At 39.2% G+C, this 19249-nt stretch carries 22 protein-coding genes and 3 tRNA genes; 22 read left to right on the top strand and 3 right to left on the bottom strand.

The features are described 5' to 3' along the window. The first annotated feature begins 101 nt into the window (after positions 1–101). The 9 genes from acpP (at position 102) to DPX34_RS00380 (ending at position 6924) form a co-directional block, all read left to right on the top strand. Positions 102–338, top strand: coding sequence for an acyl carrier protein (gene acpP, locus DPX34_RS00420; RefSeq protein ID WP_111976433.1), 237 nt, complete (start codon positions 102–104; stop codon positions 336–338). A 72-nt stretch (positions 339–410) separates the two neighbouring features. Beyond that, positions 411–1649 (top strand): beta-ketoacyl-ACP synthase II, encoded by a 1239-nt coding sequence (gene fabF / locus DPX34_RS00415; RefSeq protein WP_111976432.1) that lies wholly within the window; start codon positions 411–413, stop codon positions 1647–1649. 212 nt (positions 1650–1861) lie between these two features. Further along, positions 1862–2662 (top strand): aminodeoxychorismate lyase, encoded by an 801-nt coding sequence (gene pabC, locus DPX34_RS00410; RefSeq protein ID WP_157964575.1) that lies wholly within the window; start codon positions 1862–1864, stop codon positions 2660–2662. Further along, on the top strand, positions 2649–3674 hold the full coding sequence (gene mltG, locus DPX34_RS00405; RefSeq protein ID WP_157964574.1) for an endolytic transglycosylase MltG: 1026 nt from the start codon (positions 2649–2651) through the stop codon (positions 3672–3674). The genes pabC and mltG overlap by 14 nt, the downstream gene beginning before the upstream one ends. 6 nt (positions 3675–3680) lie before the next feature. Further along, positions 3681–4298, top strand: coding sequence for a dTMP kinase (tmk, locus tag DPX34_RS00400; protein WP_111976429.1), 618 nt, complete (start codon positions 3681–3683; stop codon positions 4296–4298). Further along, positions 4295–5236, top strand: a complete 942-nt coding sequence (locus tag DPX34_RS00395; protein WP_111976428.1) for a DNA polymerase III delta subunit-related protein — start codon at positions 4295–4297, stop codon at positions 5234–5236. Before tmk ends, DPX34_RS00395 begins: the two co-directional genes overlap by 4 nt. Before the next feature lie 4 nt (positions 5237–5240). After that, a complete protein-coding gene (locus DPX34_RS00390; RefSeq protein WP_111976427.1) occupies positions 5241–5567 on the top strand; it encodes a PilZ domain-containing protein in 327 nt (108 codons plus the stop codon). Between the two features lie 64 nt (positions 5568–5631). Next, positions 5632–6429, top strand: a complete 798-nt coding sequence (locus tag DPX34_RS00385) for a TatD family hydrolase (protein WP_111976426.1) — start codon at positions 5632–5634, stop codon at positions 6427–6429. A 288-nt stretch (positions 6430–6717) separates the two neighbouring features. Then, positions 6718–6924: a DUF3565 domain-containing protein gene (locus DPX34_RS00380; protein ID WP_198673599.1), complete on the top strand. Its 207-nt coding sequence runs from the start codon at positions 6718–6720 to the stop codon at positions 6922–6924. A gap of 76 nt (positions 6925–7000) precedes the next feature. Here the strand turns inward: DPX34_RS00380 and DPX34_RS00375 are convergent. The 3 genes from DPX34_RS00375 to DPX34_RS00365 all read right to left on the bottom strand — a co-directional run bounded on the left by DPX34_RS00375 (position 7001) and on the right by DPX34_RS00365 (position 7300). Then, a tRNA-Val gene (locus DPX34_RS00375) sits at positions 7001–7076 on the bottom strand. Positions 7077–7116: 40 nt separating this feature from the next. After that, positions 7117–7192: transfer RNA gene (locus DPX34_RS00370), tRNA-Val, on the bottom strand. A gap of 32 nt (positions 7193–7224) precedes the next feature. Further along, positions 7225–7300: transfer RNA gene (locus tag DPX34_RS00365), tRNA-Val, on the bottom strand. 252 nt (positions 7301–7552) lie between these two features. On the opposite strand from DPX34_RS00365, the gene ylqF reads away from it, so the two are divergent. From ylqF to pal, 13 genes are all read left to right on the top strand, one after another. Then, positions 7553–8479: a ribosome biogenesis GTPase YlqF gene (gene ylqF / locus DPX34_RS00360; RefSeq protein WP_111976424.1), complete on the top strand. Its 927-nt coding sequence runs from the start codon at positions 7553–7555 to the stop codon at positions 8477–8479. Positions 8480–8771: 292 nt separating this feature from the next. After that, complete coding sequence (locus DPX34_RS00355; protein ID WP_111976423.1) at positions 8772–9242, top strand: chemotaxis protein CheX; 471 nt, start codon at positions 8772–8774, stop codon at positions 9240–9242. Next, positions 9239–9664: a secondary thiamine-phosphate synthase enzyme YjbQ gene (locus DPX34_RS00350; RefSeq protein WP_198673598.1), complete on the top strand. Its 426-nt coding sequence runs from the start codon at positions 9239–9241 to the stop codon at positions 9662–9664. The genes DPX34_RS00355 and DPX34_RS00350 overlap by 4 nt, the downstream gene beginning before the upstream one ends. Positions 9665–9912: 248 nt before the next feature. Beyond that, a complete protein-coding gene (gene aspS / locus DPX34_RS00345; RefSeq protein ID WP_111976421.1) occupies positions 9913–11691 on the top strand; it encodes an aspartate--tRNA ligase in 1779 nt (592 codons plus the stop codon). A 138-nt stretch (positions 11692–11829) separates the two neighbouring features. After that, positions 11830–12354 carry a crossover junction endodeoxyribonuclease RuvC gene (gene ruvC / locus DPX34_RS00340; RefSeq protein WP_111976420.1) on the top strand — a complete coding sequence of 175 codons (525 nt, stop codon included), beginning with the start codon at positions 11830–11832 and terminating at the stop codon, positions 12352–12354. Between the two features lie 8 nt (positions 12355–12362). Continuing rightward, positions 12363–12980: a Holliday junction branch migration protein RuvA gene (gene ruvA / locus DPX34_RS00335; protein WP_111976419.1), complete on the top strand. Its 618-nt coding sequence runs from the start codon at positions 12363–12365 to the stop codon at positions 12978–12980. Between the two features lie 2 nt (positions 12981–12982). After that, complete coding sequence (ruvB, locus tag DPX34_RS00330; RefSeq protein WP_111976418.1) at positions 12983–13987, top strand: Holliday junction branch migration DNA helicase RuvB; 1005 nt, start codon at positions 12983–12985, stop codon at positions 13985–13987. Between the two features lie 815 nt (positions 13988–14802). Next, positions 14803–15225: a YbgC/FadM family acyl-CoA thioesterase gene (locus DPX34_RS00325; RefSeq protein ID WP_111976417.1), complete on the top strand. Its 423-nt coding sequence runs from the start codon at positions 14803–14805 to the stop codon at positions 15223–15225. Then, positions 15215–15916 (top strand): protein TolQ, encoded by a 702-nt coding sequence (gene tolQ / locus DPX34_RS00320; protein WP_111976416.1) that lies wholly within the window; start codon positions 15215–15217, stop codon positions 15914–15916. The genes DPX34_RS00325 and tolQ overlap by 11 nt, the downstream gene beginning before the upstream one ends. Continuing rightward, positions 15917–16345, top strand: coding sequence for a protein TolR (gene tolR / locus DPX34_RS00315; protein WP_111976415.1), 429 nt, complete (start codon positions 15917–15919; stop codon positions 16343–16345). It abuts the gene before it with no gap. 4 nt (positions 16346–16349) lie between these two features. Beyond that, on the top strand, positions 16350–17240 hold the full coding sequence (gene tolA / locus DPX34_RS00310; RefSeq protein ID WP_232824613.1) for a cell envelope integrity protein TolA: 891 nt from the start codon (positions 16350–16352) through the stop codon (positions 17238–17240). Positions 17241–17305: 65 nt separating this feature from the next. Further along, on the top strand, positions 17306–18652 hold the full coding sequence (gene tolB, locus DPX34_RS00305) for a Tol-Pal system beta propeller repeat protein TolB (protein ID WP_198673589.1): 1347 nt from the start codon (positions 17306–17308) through the stop codon (positions 18650–18652). 47 nt (positions 18653–18699) lie between these two features. Next, complete coding sequence (gene pal, locus DPX34_RS00300) at positions 18700–19245, top strand: peptidoglycan-associated lipoprotein Pal (RefSeq protein WP_111976413.1); 546 nt, start codon at positions 18700–18702, stop codon at positions 19243–19245. Positions 19246–19249: the final 4 nt, after the last annotated feature.

Raw genomic sequence — 19249 nt, 5'->3', positions numbered from 1 at the left:
TAGACCAGTCTAGTTTTGTCAATCTTAACTTGCATCTGATTTAACGAATCAAATACACTATCGGCAATATTTATATTGCATATATTCTAAGGGATACACTTATGAGCACTATCGAAGAAAGAGTTAAAAAAATCATCGTTGAACAGTTAGGCGTTAAAGAAGAAGACGCTCGCAATGAAGCGTCATTTGTTGACGATTTAGGCGCTGATTCACTAGATACAGTTGAATTAGTTATGGCTTTAGAAGAAGAATTTGATACTGAAATTCCTGATGAAGAAGCTGAAAAAATCACTACTGTTCAAACAGCTATTGATTACGTTACAGCTAATCAAGACTAATTACCACAGGGCGGTTTTCAGACCGCCTTTTTTATTTCCCATCTGTTATTTCTCCTTTCGGAGGCAAGAAAAGTGTCTAAACGTCGCGTAGTCTTAACTGGCCTGGGCATGCTGTCGCCTGTTGGTAACTCAGTTGACGATTCATGGAAAGCATTATTAGCGGGTCAAAGTGGTATTCAAGTAATTGATACTTTTGATGTGTCTAAATTCACTACACAAATCAGCGGTTTGGTAAAAGGTTTCGATATAGAAGCATATTTACCAAAAAAAGAAGCCAAAAAAATGGATTTATTTATCCAATATGGTGTTGCTGCTGGTATTCAAGCATTTAAAGATTCTGGTATTGAGATCACAAGCGAAAACGCTCATCGCGTAGGCGCAACGATTGGATCGGGTATCGGTGGTTTATCTCTTATAGAAGAGAACCACAACAAATTATTAAACAGTGGTCCTAAGCGGATGTCGCCATTTTTTGTGCCGTCGACAATTATTAATATGATCTCTGGTCATTTGTCGATTATGTATAATTTACAAGGCCCTAATATTGCGATCACAACCGCTTGTACGACTGGGGTTCATTGTATTGGGCACGCTGCCCGTATGATCGCTTATGGCGATGCAGATGCGATGTTAGCGGGTGGCGCTGAAGCGGCCACTACACCTTTAGGTTTAGGTGGCTTCGCAGCTGCTCGTGCATTATCTTCACGCAACGATGATCCAACACGTGCAAGTCGTCCATGGGATAAAGACCGTGATGGTTTTGTTATGGGTGATGGTGCTGGTGTTGTTATGCTTGAAGAATATGAGCATGCCAAAGCCCGTGGAGCTAAAATTTATGCCGAGTTAGTCGGTTTTGGTATGAGTGGTGATGCTAATCACATCACATCTCCACCGGAAGATGGCCGAGGCGCTCAAGCTGCCATGGCTAATGCATTGAATGATGCTGGTCTTGCACTTGATAAAGTGGCTTACATTAATGCTCACGGCACTTCAACACCTGTTGGTGATAAAGCTGAAACCGCTGCGGTTAAAAACTTATTTGGTGATCATGCGCATAAATTAGCAGTCAGTTCGACTAAATCAATGACTGGGCATCTATTAGGTGCTGCCGGAGCCATTGAAGCTATTATTACAGCTAAAGCGGTACAAGATGGTGCGATTCCTCCGACTATTAATTTAGATAACCCGGATGAAGGCTGTGATCTTGATTATGTCCCGCATGAAGCACGTCAAGCTGATATCGAGTATGCATTATGTAACTCATTCGGATTTGGTGGAACAAATGGGTCATTAATATTTAAACGTGTTTAGTTTTATTTATTAGTGCAATAAAAAAGGCCTGCTTGCAGGCCTTTTTTGTAGGTAAAATAGTGGTGCATTAAACGAGTTTAACCACTCGTAACGTCAATTTTAAAATGACTTGTTGCTAAGTTGGTGGATTAAGCGCTGTTTGCGTGATCCTTATACGATAAACTTGATTAAAATGAGCCAAATTGTTGATCATGAAGGTAGAGCCAAACGGTATGAATATTTTTATTGCTGAGACTGGGCGCCAACAAGTGAGTGCTTTTGATCGTGCAGTACAATTTGGTGATGCGCATTTTACAACGGCTAAGATCCACGATGGCAAAGTCTGCTTGTTTGATTTACATAAGCAACGCTTACAAATCGCTTCTGAGCGTTTACAGTTTGCTGCAATTTCTTGGCAAACCGTTTGGCAAGCAATGCAAAATGAGGCATTGAAAAAACAATTTGGTGTAATAAAAGTTGTTATTTCACGCGGTGAGAGTCAACGCGGTTATGCTGGTCTTGGTTGTGAAGCTAATGTCTATCTATTTGTATCCGACCGTCCTCAAACTTTACTCGATAATATGCAGCAAGGTATTAATCTTGAGCAAGTTGAGTTTAAATTAGGTCATCAACCTATATTAGCCGGTTTAAAACATTGTAATCGACTTGAGCAAGTTTTAATTAAAAATGAGCTTATGCAACGTAACTTGCTTGATGGTTTAGTCTTTGATTTAAACAATTCTTTAATTGAAACATCCGTGGCCAATATTTTCTTATTTCGACAAGGCGAATGGCAAACACCTTTACTAGACAAAGCGGGCATTAATGGTGTTCTGCGGCAACATATAATGAATAAATTTAAAGCGGAAAATCAAACGATAAAAGAAATAGAAATACACCAATCGAGATTAAATGAAATCAGCTCTGCATTTATTTGTAATGCATTAATTGGTATTGTGCCTGTTATTAAGTTAGCGGGTATTAAAATGAATACAACTTTAGTTGAGCAAGTGAAAAATAGTGTTGAATATTAAAATCCATTGGTTTTTCAAATTAATTATAGTTTCATTTTTCAGTTTACTAACATGGCTTGGTGGCTTGTTATTTTATGTAAATAATACTTGGCAGCTCCCCGCAGAGCAAACTACCGAGCTTTATGAAGTCAAAAAAGGCTGGTCTTATTATCGGTTAATTAATGAATTAGCTTCGCAAGGTTCGATTGATTCTGTTTTTCCTTTTAAAGTATTGCGCTGGGTTAACCCTGAGTTTAAAACGCTTAAAGCCGGTTTATATCGAATTCCGAGTGAGTTAACTCAACGAGAACTGATCGAATATATTCTTAATGCTAAGCCGGCTGAGTTTAAAATAACGTTTATTGAAGGTAGTCAATGGCGAGATTGGTGGACGCAATTGCAGCAGCATCCTTATATTATCAAAACACTGGTCTCTCATCATGATAAAGCGTTAAATAAGTTTAAAAGAAAGGGATCTATTGAAGGTTTATTATTTCCAGACACGTATGTTTTTTATGCCGGAACGACAGATATTGAACTGATACAGCAAGCACATTCTCGCATGGAAGAAGTGCTGAACGATGCAATGCATAATAGTCAATTAACTGAATATGATACCGTACTAGATGATTATGAAATTTTAACCTTGGCTTCGATAATCGAAAAAGAAACGGCTATTGTCAATGAAATGCCCATGGTCTCATCTGTTTTTTATAATCGGTTAAAAAAGAACATGCGCTTGCAGACTGATCCAACGGTTATATATGGTTTAGGTGAGCTATACAAAGGCGATATAACACGTGCGCATCTTAAACAAAAAACAGCTTATAATACTTATGTGATTAAAGGGTTACCGCCTACCCCAATCGCGATGCCGGGAAAATCTGCAATACAAGCTGCTGTACAGCCATTAGTGAGTGATTATTATTATTTTGTTGCAAGTGGCTCAGGTGGTCATACATTTTCAAGAAATTTAGCTGATCATAATAGAGCAGTTAAAGATTATTTACGTCAATTAAAGAATAAGGGTTAAACCTAAATGCAAACTCAATTTATTGTGATTGAAGGTTTAGAAGGGGCTGGTAAGTCAACGGCTATTAAGGCCATCGAGTTTTGGTTAAACCAACGTGAAATAGCTTATGCTAAAACCCGCGAACCAGGTGGTACGCCATTGGCTGAAGAGTTAAGAACACTCATTAAGCAAGTGCGAGATGAAGTTGTTACTCCTGAAGCCGAATTGCTTATTATGTATGCTAGCCGAGTTCAGTTAATCGAAACCGTTATTAAGCCTAATATGGCGCAAGGAAAATGGGTTGTTGGCGATCGTCATGACTTATCTTCTCGAGCTTATCAAGGCGGTGGGCGCGGGATCTCAGATGAATTGCTTGACCCTATTCGCCATGCTGTTTTAAAAGGGTTTAAACCTGATTTAACGCTTTATTTAGACATTGAGCCTAAAGTGGGTTTAGCGCGAGCAAGTGCCCGTAGCGAACTCGACCGTATAGAGTTAGAGCAACTCAGTTTTTTTGAACGTACTCGACAACGTTACCTTGCAATAGCAGCTGAAGATGCAAGCATTGTAACCATTGATGCGATGCAAACAATTGAGGACGTGCATCAGTCTATCATTGATGCGCTAAATAGGGCGTATCCATGATGTATCCTTGGTTGCGTGACGTAACGCAAAAAATAACGAATCAATTTTTGTCTAAACGTTTGCACCATGGCCTTTTAATTGAGGCAAGGGCAGGGATGGGTAAATTTGAACTTACCCGTGATCTTTCTCAAGTCTTGTTATGTCAAACACCTAATATTGAAGCCTGTGGCCAATGTAAATCTTGTCATTTATTTAAACATGGCAATCACCCTGATTATTTTCAAATTAGTGATCTAGACGCTAACTCGATTGGTGTTGATCAAATTCGTGCTTTAGTTAATAAATCTCAGCATAAATCTCAATTAGGTGGAAACCTAGTGTTTGTGGTTAATCAGAGTTATAAAATGACTGAGTCAGCTGCCAACGCACTGCTTAAAACACTCGAAGAGCCGTTCCCGCATTCTTATATTATATTAACCACTGAATCGGTTAGCCAGTTGTTACCCACATTGATTAGTCGTTGTCAGCTTTATAAAATTAAAAGCCCTACCTTACCCGAATTATTACCTTGGTTGAATGAACAAAAGATCGAACCAACGCAATTTGACGTTATATTTGAAGATATGGGGCAGGCTCCTTTAACCGCTCTTGCTCATTATTCAACTGATTATTTATTAAAACGAGCTGAATATCTGAGTCAGTTTAAAGCATTGTTAAGTGGAAAGGTGAGCACGGCTGAATTTAGTAAAACGATTAATGAAGAGGATATCGCCTTTTACTACATTTGGCTTATGCAGGCGTTAAATAAATGGATGAAGGTTAAATCACAAGGTGTCGACCTTCAGATCCCGCGCCAAGATCAGCGATATAAAATTATGGATATGTATCAAGCAGTGTTAACAAGCCAACGGCAAAGCCATTACAATGGGGTAAATAAAAAACTGAACTATCAGCAGCTTTGCCATAAAATATCCCATAGTCAAACATCTGGAGTGTAAATAGATGCAAGAGATCCCTGTTGAATTTAGAACCGTACAAGAATTATATAAAAGCTATATGTCATTTTTTAACAACGGTGGCTTATTTGTGCAAACAACTCGCCCCTACGATATGGGAGATGCGGTCGCGCTAAGTGTTTTATTACCCAATGCGCTCGACTCACTTATCGTTTCCGGTCAAGTCGCTTGGCTGAATCCATTGGGGGCTTCAAGTGCGACGCCACAAGGCATTGGGATTGCCTTTATTGATGATAAAGATCGTGTTAAAGATCGTATAGAAACGATGTTAGGGACATTACTTAATTCGAGTGAACCTACCTATACGATGTAATTTTATGGGCCATGTATTATTCGTTTAGTCTTTATTTTAGGCGTAGTTTTTCGGAGTGTAATAAGTGTTTGTTGATTCACACTGTCATTTAGACAGATTAAAACTTGAAGAGTTTGATGATGGCTTAAATAGTGTCATTGGTTTAGCTAAAGAGCAGGGGGTTGAGCATTTTCTTTGTGTTTCAGTATCTTTGCAAGATTTCTCAAGCATGGTTGAAGCGGTAAAGCCGTTCGATTGCGTTTCTATATCATGTGGTGTTCACCCCTTACATCAAGAAGATGCTGAGTATGAATATGACGATCTAATTCGTTTAGCATCTGATGAACGAGTTGTCGCGGTGGGCGAAACCGGATTAGATTTTTTTTACTCTCCAGAAAGTAAAGATATCCAAATTGATTCTTTCCGAAAACATGTACGTGCGGCTGTTGCCTTAAATAAACCGCTTATTATTCATACCCGTGATGCTAGACAAGAAACTATTGATATTTTAAAACAGGAAGGTGCAGAAAAAGTGGGTGGGGTTTTACATTGCTTTACTGAGTCTTTAGAAATGGCTGAACAAGCGATGGAATTGGGATTTTATATTTCTATTTCTGGGATTGTCACGTTTAAAAATGCGGCAGAATTGCAAAGTACCGTTAGAGAGATTCCATTAGACCGACTATTGATCGAAACCGATTCTCCTTGGCTAGCGCCTATTCCTCATCGTGGTAAGCAAAATCAACCTGCTTATGTTAAAAACGTAGCGCAATTTGTGGCCGACTTAAAAGGTATCTCAATAGATGAACTTGCTACAATAACAACACATAATTTTTATCAACTTTTCTCTTTAACAAATAAACCGGCACTCAAGTCAGTTTAACTATAGTCGCCATGCTAAAAGTAAAGGCATATCTACAACCTATAATACCAATCCGTAATAATAAGTGCCCACTCAGCGAGCGTTTAAATGCGCTTACATGAAAGAATAGTGGTGCTCTTTTGAGTTCGAGCAACACAGAGTAAGCGCATTTAAAACTCGCCTGAAAGGAATGCCCCAGCGGCTTTTGACCTACGTTCTCGGTATTTGTAAGGGAACAACCATTCCTACACACCGACGCCTTGTTCAAAAACCGCTGGATGCATTCTGAGAGATCACTTATTTATATGAATTGGTATAATTGGTTTTCATCAGGATGAGATCGAAGATTGGGTTGCAGAGCTAGCTTGTGGTCACAATCAACATGTACGTCACCAACCACCTTTTATTAACCGAGAATGGGTGATCACTCCAGCTGGTCGAAAAAGTAAATTAGGCTTGAAATTAAACTGTAAGAAGTGCGAAAGAGTAGAACCAAGAGACTGGATTAGTCGTTAAACAGCTGAGTATGTAGAATTTTAAATGATGTTTTCTTTGAATGTGTAGGATATCTGATTGAGGAAACCAATGAAATTGGTGGGTGGTACTGGGCTCGAACCAGTGACCCTCGCCTTGTAAGGGCGATGCTCTCCCAACTGAGCTAACCACCCAATCAGATATATTATGCTATTAAAGAGGACCAAAAAAAATTGGTGGGTGGTACTGGGCTCGAACCAGTGACCCTCGCCTTGTAAGGGCGATGCTCTCCCAACTGAGCTAACCACCCTCTTTAATAAGCGACAAAAACAAGAATTAAGTTGGTGGGTGGTACTGGGCTCGAACCAGTGACCCTCGCCTTGTAAGGGCGATGCTCTCCCAACTGAGCTAACCACCCAACTGAAGACTCTCTGTCTTTGTGGGGGCGTATTATAGAGATGAACGTTTGAGTGTCAACACAATCTAGCACTTTTTTTATAAATAATATTTAAGTGTCTTTTTTTTGAACATTACGTCTGATATTTAAGCGATTTTGTGTTTGTCTGCAAATGAATTTGTAAATTATGGCGGTTTAGACAATAAGATATCGATTCTTTTAAGTTAGGCAGGTAAGATCAAATTAAGTTAATTGTATAAAGGTAATAAACACATGGCATTAAATTGGTATCCAGGGCATATGCATAAAGCACAAAAAGAAATTGCAGAAATTATGCCTGCTATTGATGTCATCATTGAAGTTTTAGATGCTCGCATTCCATACAGCAGTAATAACCCAATGATTGCTACTTTGCGTGGTGATAAACCTTTTATTAAAGTTTTAAATAAAAAAGATTTAGCAGATCCCGTCACAACTCAATTATGGCTTGATTATTTTAACGCGCAGCTGGGAACTAAGGCGATTGCAATCAGTGCTCGAAATGTGACTGAAACTAAGCAAATTTTTGCGTTATGTGCTGAACTTGCCCCTCATAGAGTGCAGCAAGGTAAACAACTACGCGCATTAATTTGTGGAATACCTAACGTTGGTAAATCCACAACGATAAATGTATTAGCGGATAGAATTATAGCTAAAACCGGTAATGAACCTGCTGTAACAAAAGCGCAGCAGCGAATTAGATTAGATAATGATATTGTGCTATCAGATACACCAGGTATGTTGTGGCCAAAAGTAGAAAATGAAAACTCAGGTTATCGTTTAGCTGCAACCGGTGCGATTAAAGATACGGCTATGGAATCTGATGATGTTGCTACTTATGTTGTTGAATACTTAATGCAAGCTTATCCCGAAATGCTTAAAAATCGTTACGGGTTAGAAGCGTTTGCTCATACTGGCTATGATACGCTTGAATTAATAGGCCGTAAGCGAGGTTGCTTAAGATCTGGTGGTCGTGTTGAGATGAATAAAGCTGCCGATATCGTATTACACGAGTTAAGGGATTCAACTTTGGGTCTGATATCGATGGAAACGCCTGACATGATGTTAGTAGAAGAAGATGCTTTAATTATTCAACGAGAGAAAAAAGCAGCTAAAGATTTGATACGTAAAGAAGCCTATAAAAAGAAAAAAAGGCGTTGATATAATTTAATTTTGTAGCCGAAAATGCTATTAACAAGCAACTGATTTTATTAAATTAATCTATTAAGCTTGGCTTTAATCGTTTTGTTGTCTACGTTTGTATTAAGCTATTTTTTTATCGGCAATAAAAAGCTTTTATCGCACTAAAGAGACTAACAAACGTTTAGTTTATTTTTTAAGCTAACGAAAAATGTGAGCGGGAATAGCATTGAACTATTGTGCAATGCAGTTTACATTATATATAAAATTGAAACCCAGTTAATTAAACATAAAAGCTATTCAGGATACTGTAATGAATGTTGATTTTGTTAATCCATTTTTATCATCTCTATTAAACGTGTTAAGTACGATGGCTACCGTGGAATTAAAGCCAGGTAAGCCACGCATTAAAAAAGACGAAGTCGCTCGTGGAGATGTATCAGGGTTGATTGGTATGGTTGGACCACAAACTAAAGGCTCTTTTTCAATATCATTTGATGAAGCACTAGCGCTTGATATTATGAGTCGTATGCTCGGCGAGCGACCTGATGGCATTAACGAAGACGTAACAGACATGGTGGGTGAAATCACTAACATGGTTACGGGAGGCGCGAAAAAGCTTTTAGGCGAGAAAGGTTATGAGTTTGATATGGCTACCCCTATGGTTGTTTCTGGCAAAGGACATACTATTGGGCACAAATCAGAAGGTGCTATTGTATTAATGCCTTTTGAAGGTGAAGCTGGTAATGCGCATATCGAAATCTGTTTCCATTCTGACAAATAATGTGGCAACAAGCATCAATTGAACTTAAGCCTCGTGACCGAGGTTTTCATTTAATCACGGATGAATTATTGGCGCAGCTACCTATGTTGCGACAGTACGAAGTTGGTATGGCAAACTTTTTTATTTGCCATACTTCGGCGAGTCTAACAATAAATGAAAATGCCGACCCAACAGTACGTACTGATATGGAGTCTCACTTCAACAAGTTTATCCCCGAAAACGCTTCATACTACCGACACACTTATGAAGGCTGTGATGATATGCCCGCACACATTAAAACGAGTACACTAGGTGTTAGTGTCGACATTCCAATTTCGAATGGAAAATTAGCATTAGGGACTTGGCAGGGTATTTATTTAGGTGAACACCGCGATTATGGCGGTAGCCGACGTATTGTTGTTACGTTAAATGGTCAATGTTAATATTTATTAACTGATCATCGAATGACGCAGCAACAAAACTTATGCTTTCATAACCGTTTTTATTGACCACTTTTCTTTTTATTACCTGTCTTTAAATATACACGCCCTAGGATTAGGCCTTTAATTGCTTTATAATCCGCCCCATAAATAGCATCCTCTTACTCTATATAATACCCCTTCGGCTATTAGCATAACATTCAAAGAGTGAGGCGTACTTTCAGTTTAAAATTCACAAGGTATTAAAATTCATGCGTAGTCATTATTGTGGGCAGATCAATGAGTCTCTTGTCGGACAAGAAGTCAAATTATGTGGTTGGGTAAATCGTCGCCGTGATCTCGGGGGCTTAATTTTTATTGATATGCGTGATCGCGAAGGCATTTTACAAGTTGTCATCGATCCCGATTTTAAAGCGTTATTTGAAACGGCTAACCAATTACGCCATGAATACTGTATTCAACTTACCGGCACTGTGCGTGCTCGCCCTGATAGTCAGATTAATAAAGATATGGCCACTGGCGCGGTTGAATTACTCGCGAGTGACTTGGTTATTTTAAATCGTTCTTTACCATCGCCGATTAGCTTAGATGGCCATCAAAAAAACGCTGAAGAGCAACGATTAAAATACCGTTATTTAGATTTACGTCGTCCAGAAATGTCTGATCGCATAAAGTTCAGAGCTAAAATTACCAGTGCTGTCCGTCGTTTTATGGACGATAATGATTTCTTAGATATTGAAACGCCTATCTTGACTAAAGCCACACCTGAAGGTGCACGTGATTATTTAGTGCCAAGTCGTACCCATAAAGGTCAGTTCTTTGCGTTGCCACAATCTCCGCAATTATTTAAACAATTATTAATGATGTCAGGCCTAGATCGTTATTATCAAATTGTAAAATGCTTCCGTGATGAAGACTTACGAGCTGATCGTCAACCTGAATTTACACAAATCGATATTGAAACGTCTTTCATGTCGGCTGATGAAGTGATGGCTATCACCGAGAAAATGATTGCGGGTATTTTTAAAGATTTACTCGATGTCGATTTAGGTGAGTTCCCTCGTATGACTTACCTTGAAGCGATGACTCGATTTGGTAGTGATAAGCCTGATTTACGTAACCCGCTTGAAATGGTTGACGTAGCTGACTTATTAAAAGCGGTAGACTTTAAAGTATTCTCTGGACCGGCTAATGATGAAAAAGGCCGTGTTGCCGTTATCAATGTACCTGGCGGCGCCGATAAGTTCTCGCGTAAAGGTATTGATGAACTCACTAAATTTGTCGGCATTTATGGCGCGAAAGGGTTAGCTTATATCAAAGTGAACGATATTGATGCGGGCTTTGATGGTTTACAATCACCTATTTTGAAATTCTTACCTGAAGATGTTGCGTTATCAATTACAACCCGTGTTAATGCAAAATCAGGTGACATTATTTTCTTTGGTTCAGATTCATACAATGTGGTAACTGAAGCATTAGGTGCGTTACGTCTTAAATTAGGTGAAGATTTAGGTTTAACTGTTGATGAATGGAAGCCATTATGGGTTGTTGATTTCCCAATGTTTGAAGAAATCGCCTCAGGTTTAACCCCGCTACATCATCCATTTACTGCGCCAATTGGCTTAACACCAGAAGAATTAAAAGCTAATCCTGAAAAAGCCTTATCAAATGCTTATGACATGGTATTAAATGGTTGTGAGTTAGGCGGTGGTTCGGTCCGTATTCATGAACAAGATATGCAAGCTGCTATTTTTGAGATATTGGGCATTGAAAAAGAAGAAGCAGAAGAAAAGTTTGGCTTCCTACTTGAAGCATTACAGTTTGGTGCACCACCCCATGCCGGTTTGGCTTTTGGCCTTGATCGTCTTGTGATGTTAATGACCGGTGCTTCATCTATTCGCGATGTAATGGCATTCCCTAAAACATTAACGGCGGCGTGTCCTTTAACTGATGCCCCTGGTTTTGCTAATCCGGCTCAGTTAACTGAGCTAGGTATTCAACCAATTGTTGAAGATGAAACTGCCGAGTAACGCATACGCTATATACTTGAGTATTTATTCATTGGGTAAAATTTAAACTTAAATAACAAATAAAACGATAGTGCTTAATTCAGCCTGTCGTTTTGTTTCATTTATAGAACCTAAAAATGAAGTGTGGGTAAGATATAAGTGACTGTATTTTTAGGTATTGATCCAGGGTCGCGTTTAACTGGCTATGGTGTGATCAGGCAGGTACGCAATAAATTTGAATATCTAGGCAGTGGCTGTATTCGCTTAGGTGATGCCCCTTTACCTGAGAGACTCAAAAATATACACCAGGGCATTACCGAAATCATAAAACAATTTCAACCAGAAGAGTTTGCTATCGAGCAGGTTTTTATGGCTAAAAACCCTGACTCAGCTTTAAAGTTAGGCCAGGCTCGAGGTGCCGCTATCGTTGCTGCTGTTTTAGTCGATTTGCCTGTCTTTGAATACTCAGCTAGGCAAATAAAACAATCGGTTGTGGGTAAAGGTAATGCAACTAAAAGCCAAGTGCAGCATATGGTACAGAGCATACTCAACTTATCTAAAATGCCACAAGCAGATGCAGCAGATGCACTTGCTATCGCAATGTGTCATGCTCACACTCGTCAAAGCTTGGTTTATATGGCTGGCCAAGCGAGTAAAACGGTTAGAGGTCGCTTAAGGCGTTAAGGATATTTATGATTGTTAGATTAACCGGTGTTGTTATTGAAAAAACACCACCACAATGTGTACTCGATGTGAACCAAGTGGGTTACGAAGTTAATTTGCCCATGACCAGTTTTTACGCATTGCCGCAAGATGACAGTCTCGTTACTTTATTTATACATGCGGTATACCGTGAAGACACTCAAGCCTTATATGGTTTTATCACTAAATTTGAACGTGACTTATTTCGTGAATTACTAAAAGCTAATGGTGTCGGACCCAAATTAGCCTTAGGTATTTTATCTGCTATGTCGGCTGAAGATTTCATTTGGGCGGTTAACCAAGCAGATGTGAGTCGACTTGTTAAAATACCGGGTGTTGGCAAAAAAACCGCGGAACGGTTATTACTTGAAATGTCTGACCGATTAAAAAATTGGCGAGATATACCTCAAGTTACAAGTCCCGAAAAAATCGCCTCGTCTGGTGATTTACCATTAGAGGTTGCGCATAGTCCCGTTAATGATGCTATTGATGCGCTTATAGCGCTAGGTTACAAACCTGCACAAGCGGAATCGACCGTTAAAAAAGTGGCAAAACTTGGTATGAGTAGCGAAGCTGTGATTAAAGAAGCACTTAAAGCGATGTTATAACGATGATAGAAGCCGATCGAATAATTAGCGCCAGCCTTGATATTGATGAAGAGGTTATTGATAGAGCGATAAGACCACAAGCGTTAAGTGAGTACACGGGGCAAACGCATGTCGTCGAACAAATGAGTATCTATATTGAAGCGGCGATAAATCGCCAAGATGCACTCGATCATGTACTTATTTTTGGTCCGCCTGGTTTAGGCAAAACAACATTGGCTCGCATATTGGCCAATGAAATGAATGTGAATATTAAAACGACATCGGGTCCGGTGTTAGAAAAGGCTGGCGATTTAGCGGCACTGCTAACCAACCTTGAGCCTAATGATGTTTTGTTTATTGATGAAATTCATCGCCTTAGCTCAGTTGTTGAAGAGGTACTTTATCCGGCGATGGAAGATTATCAACTAGATATTATGATAGGTGAAGGCCCCGCCGCTCGCTCAATAAAGCTTGATTTACCCCCTTTTACATTAATTGGAGCGACAACCAAAGCCGGTTCACTTACATCTCCGTTACGTGATCGTTTTGGTATTGTTCAGCGTTTAGAGTTTTATAAAGTTGAAGAACTGCAAAAAATTGTGATGCGTTCAGCTAGTCATTTAAAGATGAATATGGGTGAAGAAGGCGCACTAGAAGTAGCAAGGCGAGCTCGCGGAACGCCTCGAATCGCTAATCGACTTTTACGCCGAGTGCGAGATTATGCTGAAGTAAAAGCCGCAGGTGATGCTAGCCAAGATGTGACAGCGGCGGCGTTAGACATGCTGGAAGTGGATATAAAAGGCTTTGATTATATGGACCGAAAAATCCTAGATACCATCATTGATAAATTTGATGGTGGCCCGGTTGGTCTTGATAATCTTGCTGCTGCGATAGGTGAAGAAAAAGATACTATCGAAGATGTTATTGAACCGTTTTTGATCCAACAAGGCTTTATACAGCGTACACCTCGTGGGCGCATTGCGACACTGCGAGCTTATGAACATTTTGGGTTAACAAAAAAGGTATAACGGCCGTTTAAATAAAACGCGCAAAAAAAAGCCCAGTTAATAAACTGGGCAAAAGTGTAAGATACAAAAACATCTTGGGAACATGTCAATATCAATCCGAGTACTACAATGTAGTGCGCTAAAGGGGTTTAACGTTTCAGATGTGCGTATCTTAGCTAAATGAATAAAAACAACAAACGATATAAATCAATACCTCGCATTAGAAAAACTAATGCATTTAGAGAGCAGACTATTTATTTAAACTGCTGCCCGCCATTAGTTAAAGAGCAAGTTACCAAAAATACACTCGTTCACCATACGCATAATCATCTTGTATATTCCATAATCGACTTTAAGTCGTAACGGCTTTTTGGCATATTTGAAACAAGTTTACGTTTTATTTTGTATATTAACTCGTTATTTAAATTTATTTGTTAATATTCATTTATTTAGAAAAAATAAAGCGTATAAGAAAGAGTGGTCTTTTAAACAGGGTATGCATGAGCGGTTGAGTGCCGAACGAGTTAAAAATGTGTTAAGTATATGAGTCGCTATCAAGATAAAATGTATGCAAACACGATAGCGTTGATGCTTAAAACAGAGTCAATATTCGGCTGTTGATTATCATTTTTTATATGTGAGTAAACTTTTTTACCAAAAACAAGTCTTCTCAATAAGAAAATTATTAATATAACCGCTTAGAATAAAACTGAATAATTTTATACTGAGCATGATGATCGTTTAGCGATAAACGGTAATTAATGAACGTTTAACCGCCTTTGCAAACTCAATAGTTTGTGTTTAATTTGCAGTCCGATTTTATTTATAGGTAACTTATGATTAGTGCTGGTTTTGATAATGTAATATATCGTTTTCCGGTTCGTATTTATTATGAAGATACTGATCTCGGTGGCGTCGTTTATCACGCTAACTATTTAAAATATTATGAACGGGCTCGTACCGAAATGTTAGGCGCGCTGAATGTTTGTCAGACGGTACTTTTTAGTCAAGGCATGGGTTTTGTTATAAAAAATATTGTTATTGATAATAAAGCGCCAGCGAGATTTAATGATGATTTGGTTGTTAAAACAAAAATTAAGCATTTAAAAAAAGCCAGTGTTGAATTTACACAATGGATTGAACTTGATGGTAAGCCGATTAACACCTGTGAAATTACAGTTGTTTCGGTGTTATTAGCTTCAATGAAACCTGTACGTATACCCGAAACAATTTATGAGGAATTAGAACGTGTCTGCTGATATCACCTTTTGGGGATTATTTTTACAAGCCAGTATATTAGTACAAGCAGTGATGATTTTGTTATTAGCGCTGTCAGTTATTTCATGGACTATGATTTTTCAACGTAATTCGATTTTAAAAGATGCCCGCATAAAAGCACGACAATTTGAAGATAAGTTTTGGTCAGGCATTGACTTAGCTCGACTTTATCAAGAATTAAATACCGACAATTTGAACAAAAACGGCTTGGAACTTATTTTTAAATCGGGCTTCAAAGAATTTGCTCGCCACCGACGAGGTACAACAGGCTCGTCAGATACCATTATGGATGCGACGCACCGTGCAATGCGTGTATCTTTATCTCGTGAAGTCGAAAAGCTTGAAACTAATCTATCGTTTTTAGCTACCGTGGGTTCAATTAGTCCTTATATTGGTTTATTTGGTACTGTTTGGGGCATCATGAATTCTTTTATTGCGTTAGGTGAAGTCCAACAAGCGACTTTATCTATGGTTGCACCCGGTATCGCTGAAGCGTTGATTGCAACTGCAATGGGGTTGTTTGCTGCTATTCCAGCGGTTGTCGCTTACAATCGATTTGCTAACAATGTCGAAAAAATAGAAACCAGCTATTACAATTTTATGGAAGAATTTTCTGCTATTTTGCATCGTCAAGCTTTAGCTGCAACCGAGTCAGCGTCAGGAGACAAATAAATGCAGCAACCGCCTCCGCGTACCCGTCGACGCCCAGTCGCTGAAATAAATGTTGTGCCCTATATCGATGTCATGCTGGTTTTGCTTATTATTTTTATGGTAACTGCACCGTTGATTACCCAAGGGGTTAATGTTGATTTACCCAAAGCACAGGCCAACCCTTTAGCTGAAGATTCAAAACCACCGATTGTTGCTTCTGTCACAATTGATTACGAATATTTTTTAACGGTTGGCAGTGAAAAGCAAGGGCCGTTGTTACCGCAAGAAATCGCTACTTTAGTGGCAGCCTATATGCAAGCACAACCAGAAAGCCCTGTTATGGTCGAAGGTGATGGACGAGTTGATTACAATACGGTTGTGCAATTAATGGTATTACTGCAAAAAGCAGGTGTACCATCGGTTGGATTAATGACCGATACGCCGGAGTAATTTAATGATGCAGCAATATCTAGTCTCATTTATTTCATCATTTGGTGTACATATAGCGATAGGCTTTGTTTTATTTTTTAGTTTTGAAATTACGCCACCGCCGCAACCTCAGGTATCAAACAATGAACCTGATATTGTTAAAGCGGTATCGATAGATAAAACTGAAATGCAAAAACAAGTTAAACGTATTGAAGCTCAACAAGTAGCGCTAAAAAAAGCAGAAGAAAAGAGAGTTAAAGACCTGGAACGCAGGGCTGAACGCGCTGAATCAAAATTAAACAGTAATCAAAAACAGATTAAAGATTTAACACAACAAAAAAAGAAAGCTCAACAAGAAGCCGACGCTGCAAAAGAATTACAAATTAAAGAAGCCAAACGTGCTAAAGAGTTAAAAAAACAAGCCGAAGCTCAAGAGCAGGCCAAAGCACAAGCTGAGCAAGAAGCGCAGGCCGCTAAGCAAAGAGCCGATGACGCTAAAAAGCGTGAGCAGGCCTTAATTGCTGAACGCAAACGGAAAGCGCTAGAAGCACAAGAAAAAGCGGAGTTAGAAAAACAAATGGCTGAGCAGTTAGCAGTTGAACAGGCGGCTCGTCAAAAAGCAAAGCAAAAGCAAATACTCACAGAAAGGCAGAAATACCAAGCTTTGATACGTAACACGATACAGCAGCATTTATTGGTTGATGAGACATTTAAGGGTAAGTCTTGTAAACTTAACATTAAACTGGCCGCGAGTGGTTTTGTTATAGGTGTTAAAAAATTAGCTGGTGATGAGCGACTCTGTGTTGCAGCCGAAAGAGCGGTTATTAAAGCGGAAACGGTGCCTGTATCGCAAGACCCTGACGTTTTTGCTGAACTGAAAAATATTAATCTAACTGTTGAACCTATTTTTAAGTAAGTCGGTATTAATGCTTATTCGAGTTTGAAGTCGCAAAACTATTTATGTTTAATTTAGAGTGTGTAATGAAAAGAATTATTTTATTGTTGAGTTTGGTCTTATCTTGTTTTCAATCTCAAGCTGCGTTAGAAATACTGATCACTGAAGGGTTAGACACCGCCAGACCGATCGCTATTGTGCCTTTTTCTTATGAAGGGCAGGGCGATGCGCCATTAAAATTGTCGAGTATTATTGCCGCTGATTTAGCGCGAAGTGGAAAGTTTAACCCTATTGCTGAAATCAACATGCCACAAAAACCGAATGTAGAAAGCGATGTTGATTATGCGGCATGGGCGGGTTTAGGTGTTGAGGCTATTTTGATTGGTCATGTTAAAGAAGTCGCTTTAGAGCAATATCAAGTACATATTACGTTGATTGATATTGTGCGTGGACAAATTACTGGCGGTAGCTCAAAAATATTATCAGAAGGGCAATTAATCGAGTCGAACGATCATATCATGTATGATGCGGATGTCACTGCCGATGCGCCACGCTTTCGTCGTTTAGGCCATCATATATCAGATAGTGTGTTTGAAACATTAACGGGAATACCGGGCGCATTTAAAACGCGAATTGCTTATGTTCAAGTGGATGTTGAAGAAGGTATTGAGCAACCTTATAAATTAATGGTTGCTGATTATGATGGTTACGGTGAGCGACAACTTTTATCAAGCCAAGAGCCACTTATGTCGCCGAGTTGGTCGCCTGATGCCACTAAGTTGGCTTATGTGACTTTTGAAAACCGTCAAGCTCAGATCTATATTCAAGACTTATATAGTACGGCTCGCGAAATGATTTCATCTTTTCCTGGAATTAATGGTGCACCACAATGGTCACCGGATGGCACTCAAATGGCGATGGTTTTGTCTAAAGATGGCAATCCAGAAATTTACGTTATGAATTTGGCGAGTAAAAAATTAACACGAGTAACTAAGCATCGTGCAATCGACACTGAGCCAAGCTGGTCCCCTGATGGTAAGAAACTGATTTTTACCTCAGAACGGGGTGGTAAACCTCAACTTTATAGCGTAAATTTAGACACAATGCGATTAAAGCGTAAGACTTTTACGGGTGATATGAATTTAGGTGGTTCTTATACGCCAGATGGCCTAGATCTTGTAATGGTAAATAGAACACGTGGCAACTACCATATAGGTCGTCTAGATTTAACATCGGGTTCATTACAAGTTTTAACTAAAACATACTTAGATGAATCACCGAGTATTGCACCCAATGGCAGTATGATTATTTACAGTACGTTGCATGAAGGAAATCAAGTACTGGCCCTTGTTTCGCTGGACGGACGATTTAAAGCGAGATTGCCTTCGGGCTCAGGCCAAGTAAAATCACCTGCTTGGTCGCCAATGCAATAACCAAGAATTTGAATTTTAATTATAAAAGAAAGATAAAGGAAAAAATGATGCAGTCTTCAAAAATTATTAAAGCACTCGCGCTAGCTTTACCTATTATGACTTTAACCGCTTGTGGTTCGACAAGTGACGCAGAAAGTCAGGTTGAAACTAATGCCGCTGAAACCGCTAAAGCTGAAAAAGCAAACAGCCAAGATGTTGCAGTGAGTGCGATTGAAAAAGAAAAAGCATTCAAAATTCAAGAGCGTAAGCGTAAGCAAGATGCATTACGTCAAAATACCGTTATTAATTTTGAATTTGATCAATCTCGCATTGCAGGCGAATACTTCGAAGTATTAGAAGCGCATGCTGTTTATTTACGTGATAATGCCAGTGTTAAAGTGGTTGTAGAAGGCCATTGTGATGAGCGCGGTACACCTGAATACAATATTGCATTAGGCGAACGTCGTGCTAAAGCAGTTGCCCGTTATTTAGAAAACTTAGGTGTTTCATCTTCACAGATTTCGACCGTAAGTTATGGCGAAGAAAAACCAACTGATCGTTCACGTACCGAAGCTGCATTTGCTGCTAACCGTCGCGCAATCTTGGTATATTAATACG

The organism is Algibacillus agarilyticus, from assembly GCF_003286125.1.
In the GTDB taxonomy this organism is placed as follows: domain Bacteria; phylum Pseudomonadota; class Gammaproteobacteria; order Enterobacterales; family Alteromonadaceae; genus Algibacillus; species Algibacillus agarilyticus.
This window is presented reverse-complemented; position numbering and strand designations above follow the sequence as displayed.

Excerpts from the sequence above, each read along its gene's own strand:
- ruvB (WP_111976418.1), top strand. The coding sequence starts at position 12,983 with ATGATAGAAGCCGATCGAATAATTAGCGCCAGCCTTGATATTGATGAA.
- tolR (WP_111976415.1), top strand. The coding sequence starts at position 15,917 with ATGCAGCAACCGCCTCCGCGTACCCGTCGACGCCCAGTCGCTGAAATA.
- pabC (WP_157964575.1), top strand. The coding sequence starts at position 1,862 with ATGAATATTTTTATTGCTGAGACTGGGCGCCAACAAGTGAGTGCTTTT.
- DPX34_RS00325 (WP_111976417.1), top strand. The coding sequence starts at position 14,803 with ATGATTAGTGCTGGTTTTGATAATGTAATATATCGTTTTCCGGTTCGT.
- acpP (WP_111976433.1), top strand. The coding sequence starts at position 102 with ATGAGCACTATCGAAGAAAGAGTTAAAAAAATCATCGTTGAACAGTTA.
- tolB (WP_198673589.1), top strand. The coding sequence starts at position 17,306 with ATGAAAAGAATTATTTTATTGTTGAGTTTGGTCTTATCTTGTTTTCAA.
- DPX34_RS00390 (WP_111976427.1), top strand. The coding sequence starts at position 5,241 with ATGCAAGAGATCCCTGTTGAATTTAGAACCGTACAAGAATTATATAAA.
- ruvA (WP_111976419.1), top strand. The coding sequence starts at position 12,363 with ATGATTGTTAGATTAACCGGTGTTGTTATTGAAAAAACACCACCACAA.
- DPX34_RS00355 (WP_111976423.1), top strand. The coding sequence starts at position 8,772 with ATGAATGTTGATTTTGTTAATCCATTTTTATCATCTCTATTAAACGTG.
- pal (WP_111976413.1), top strand. The coding sequence starts at position 18,700 with ATGCAGTCTTCAAAAATTATTAAAGCACTCGCGCTAGCTTTACCTATT.
- tmk (WP_111976429.1), top strand. The coding sequence starts at position 3,681 with ATGCAAACTCAATTTATTGTGATTGAAGGTTTAGAAGGGGCTGGTAAG.
- ylqF (WP_111976424.1), top strand. The coding sequence starts at position 7,553 with ATGGCATTAAATTGGTATCCAGGGCATATGCATAAAGCACAAAAAGAA.
- DPX34_RS00395 (WP_111976428.1), top strand. The coding sequence starts at position 4,295 with ATGATGTATCCTTGGTTGCGTGACGTAACGCAAAAAATAACGAATCAA.
- aspS (WP_111976421.1), top strand. The coding sequence starts at position 9,913 with ATGCGTAGTCATTATTGTGGGCAGATCAATGAGTCTCTTGTCGGACAA.
- tolA (WP_232824613.1), top strand. The coding sequence starts at position 16,350 with ATGATGCAGCAATATCTAGTCTCATTTATTTCATCATTTGGTGTACAT.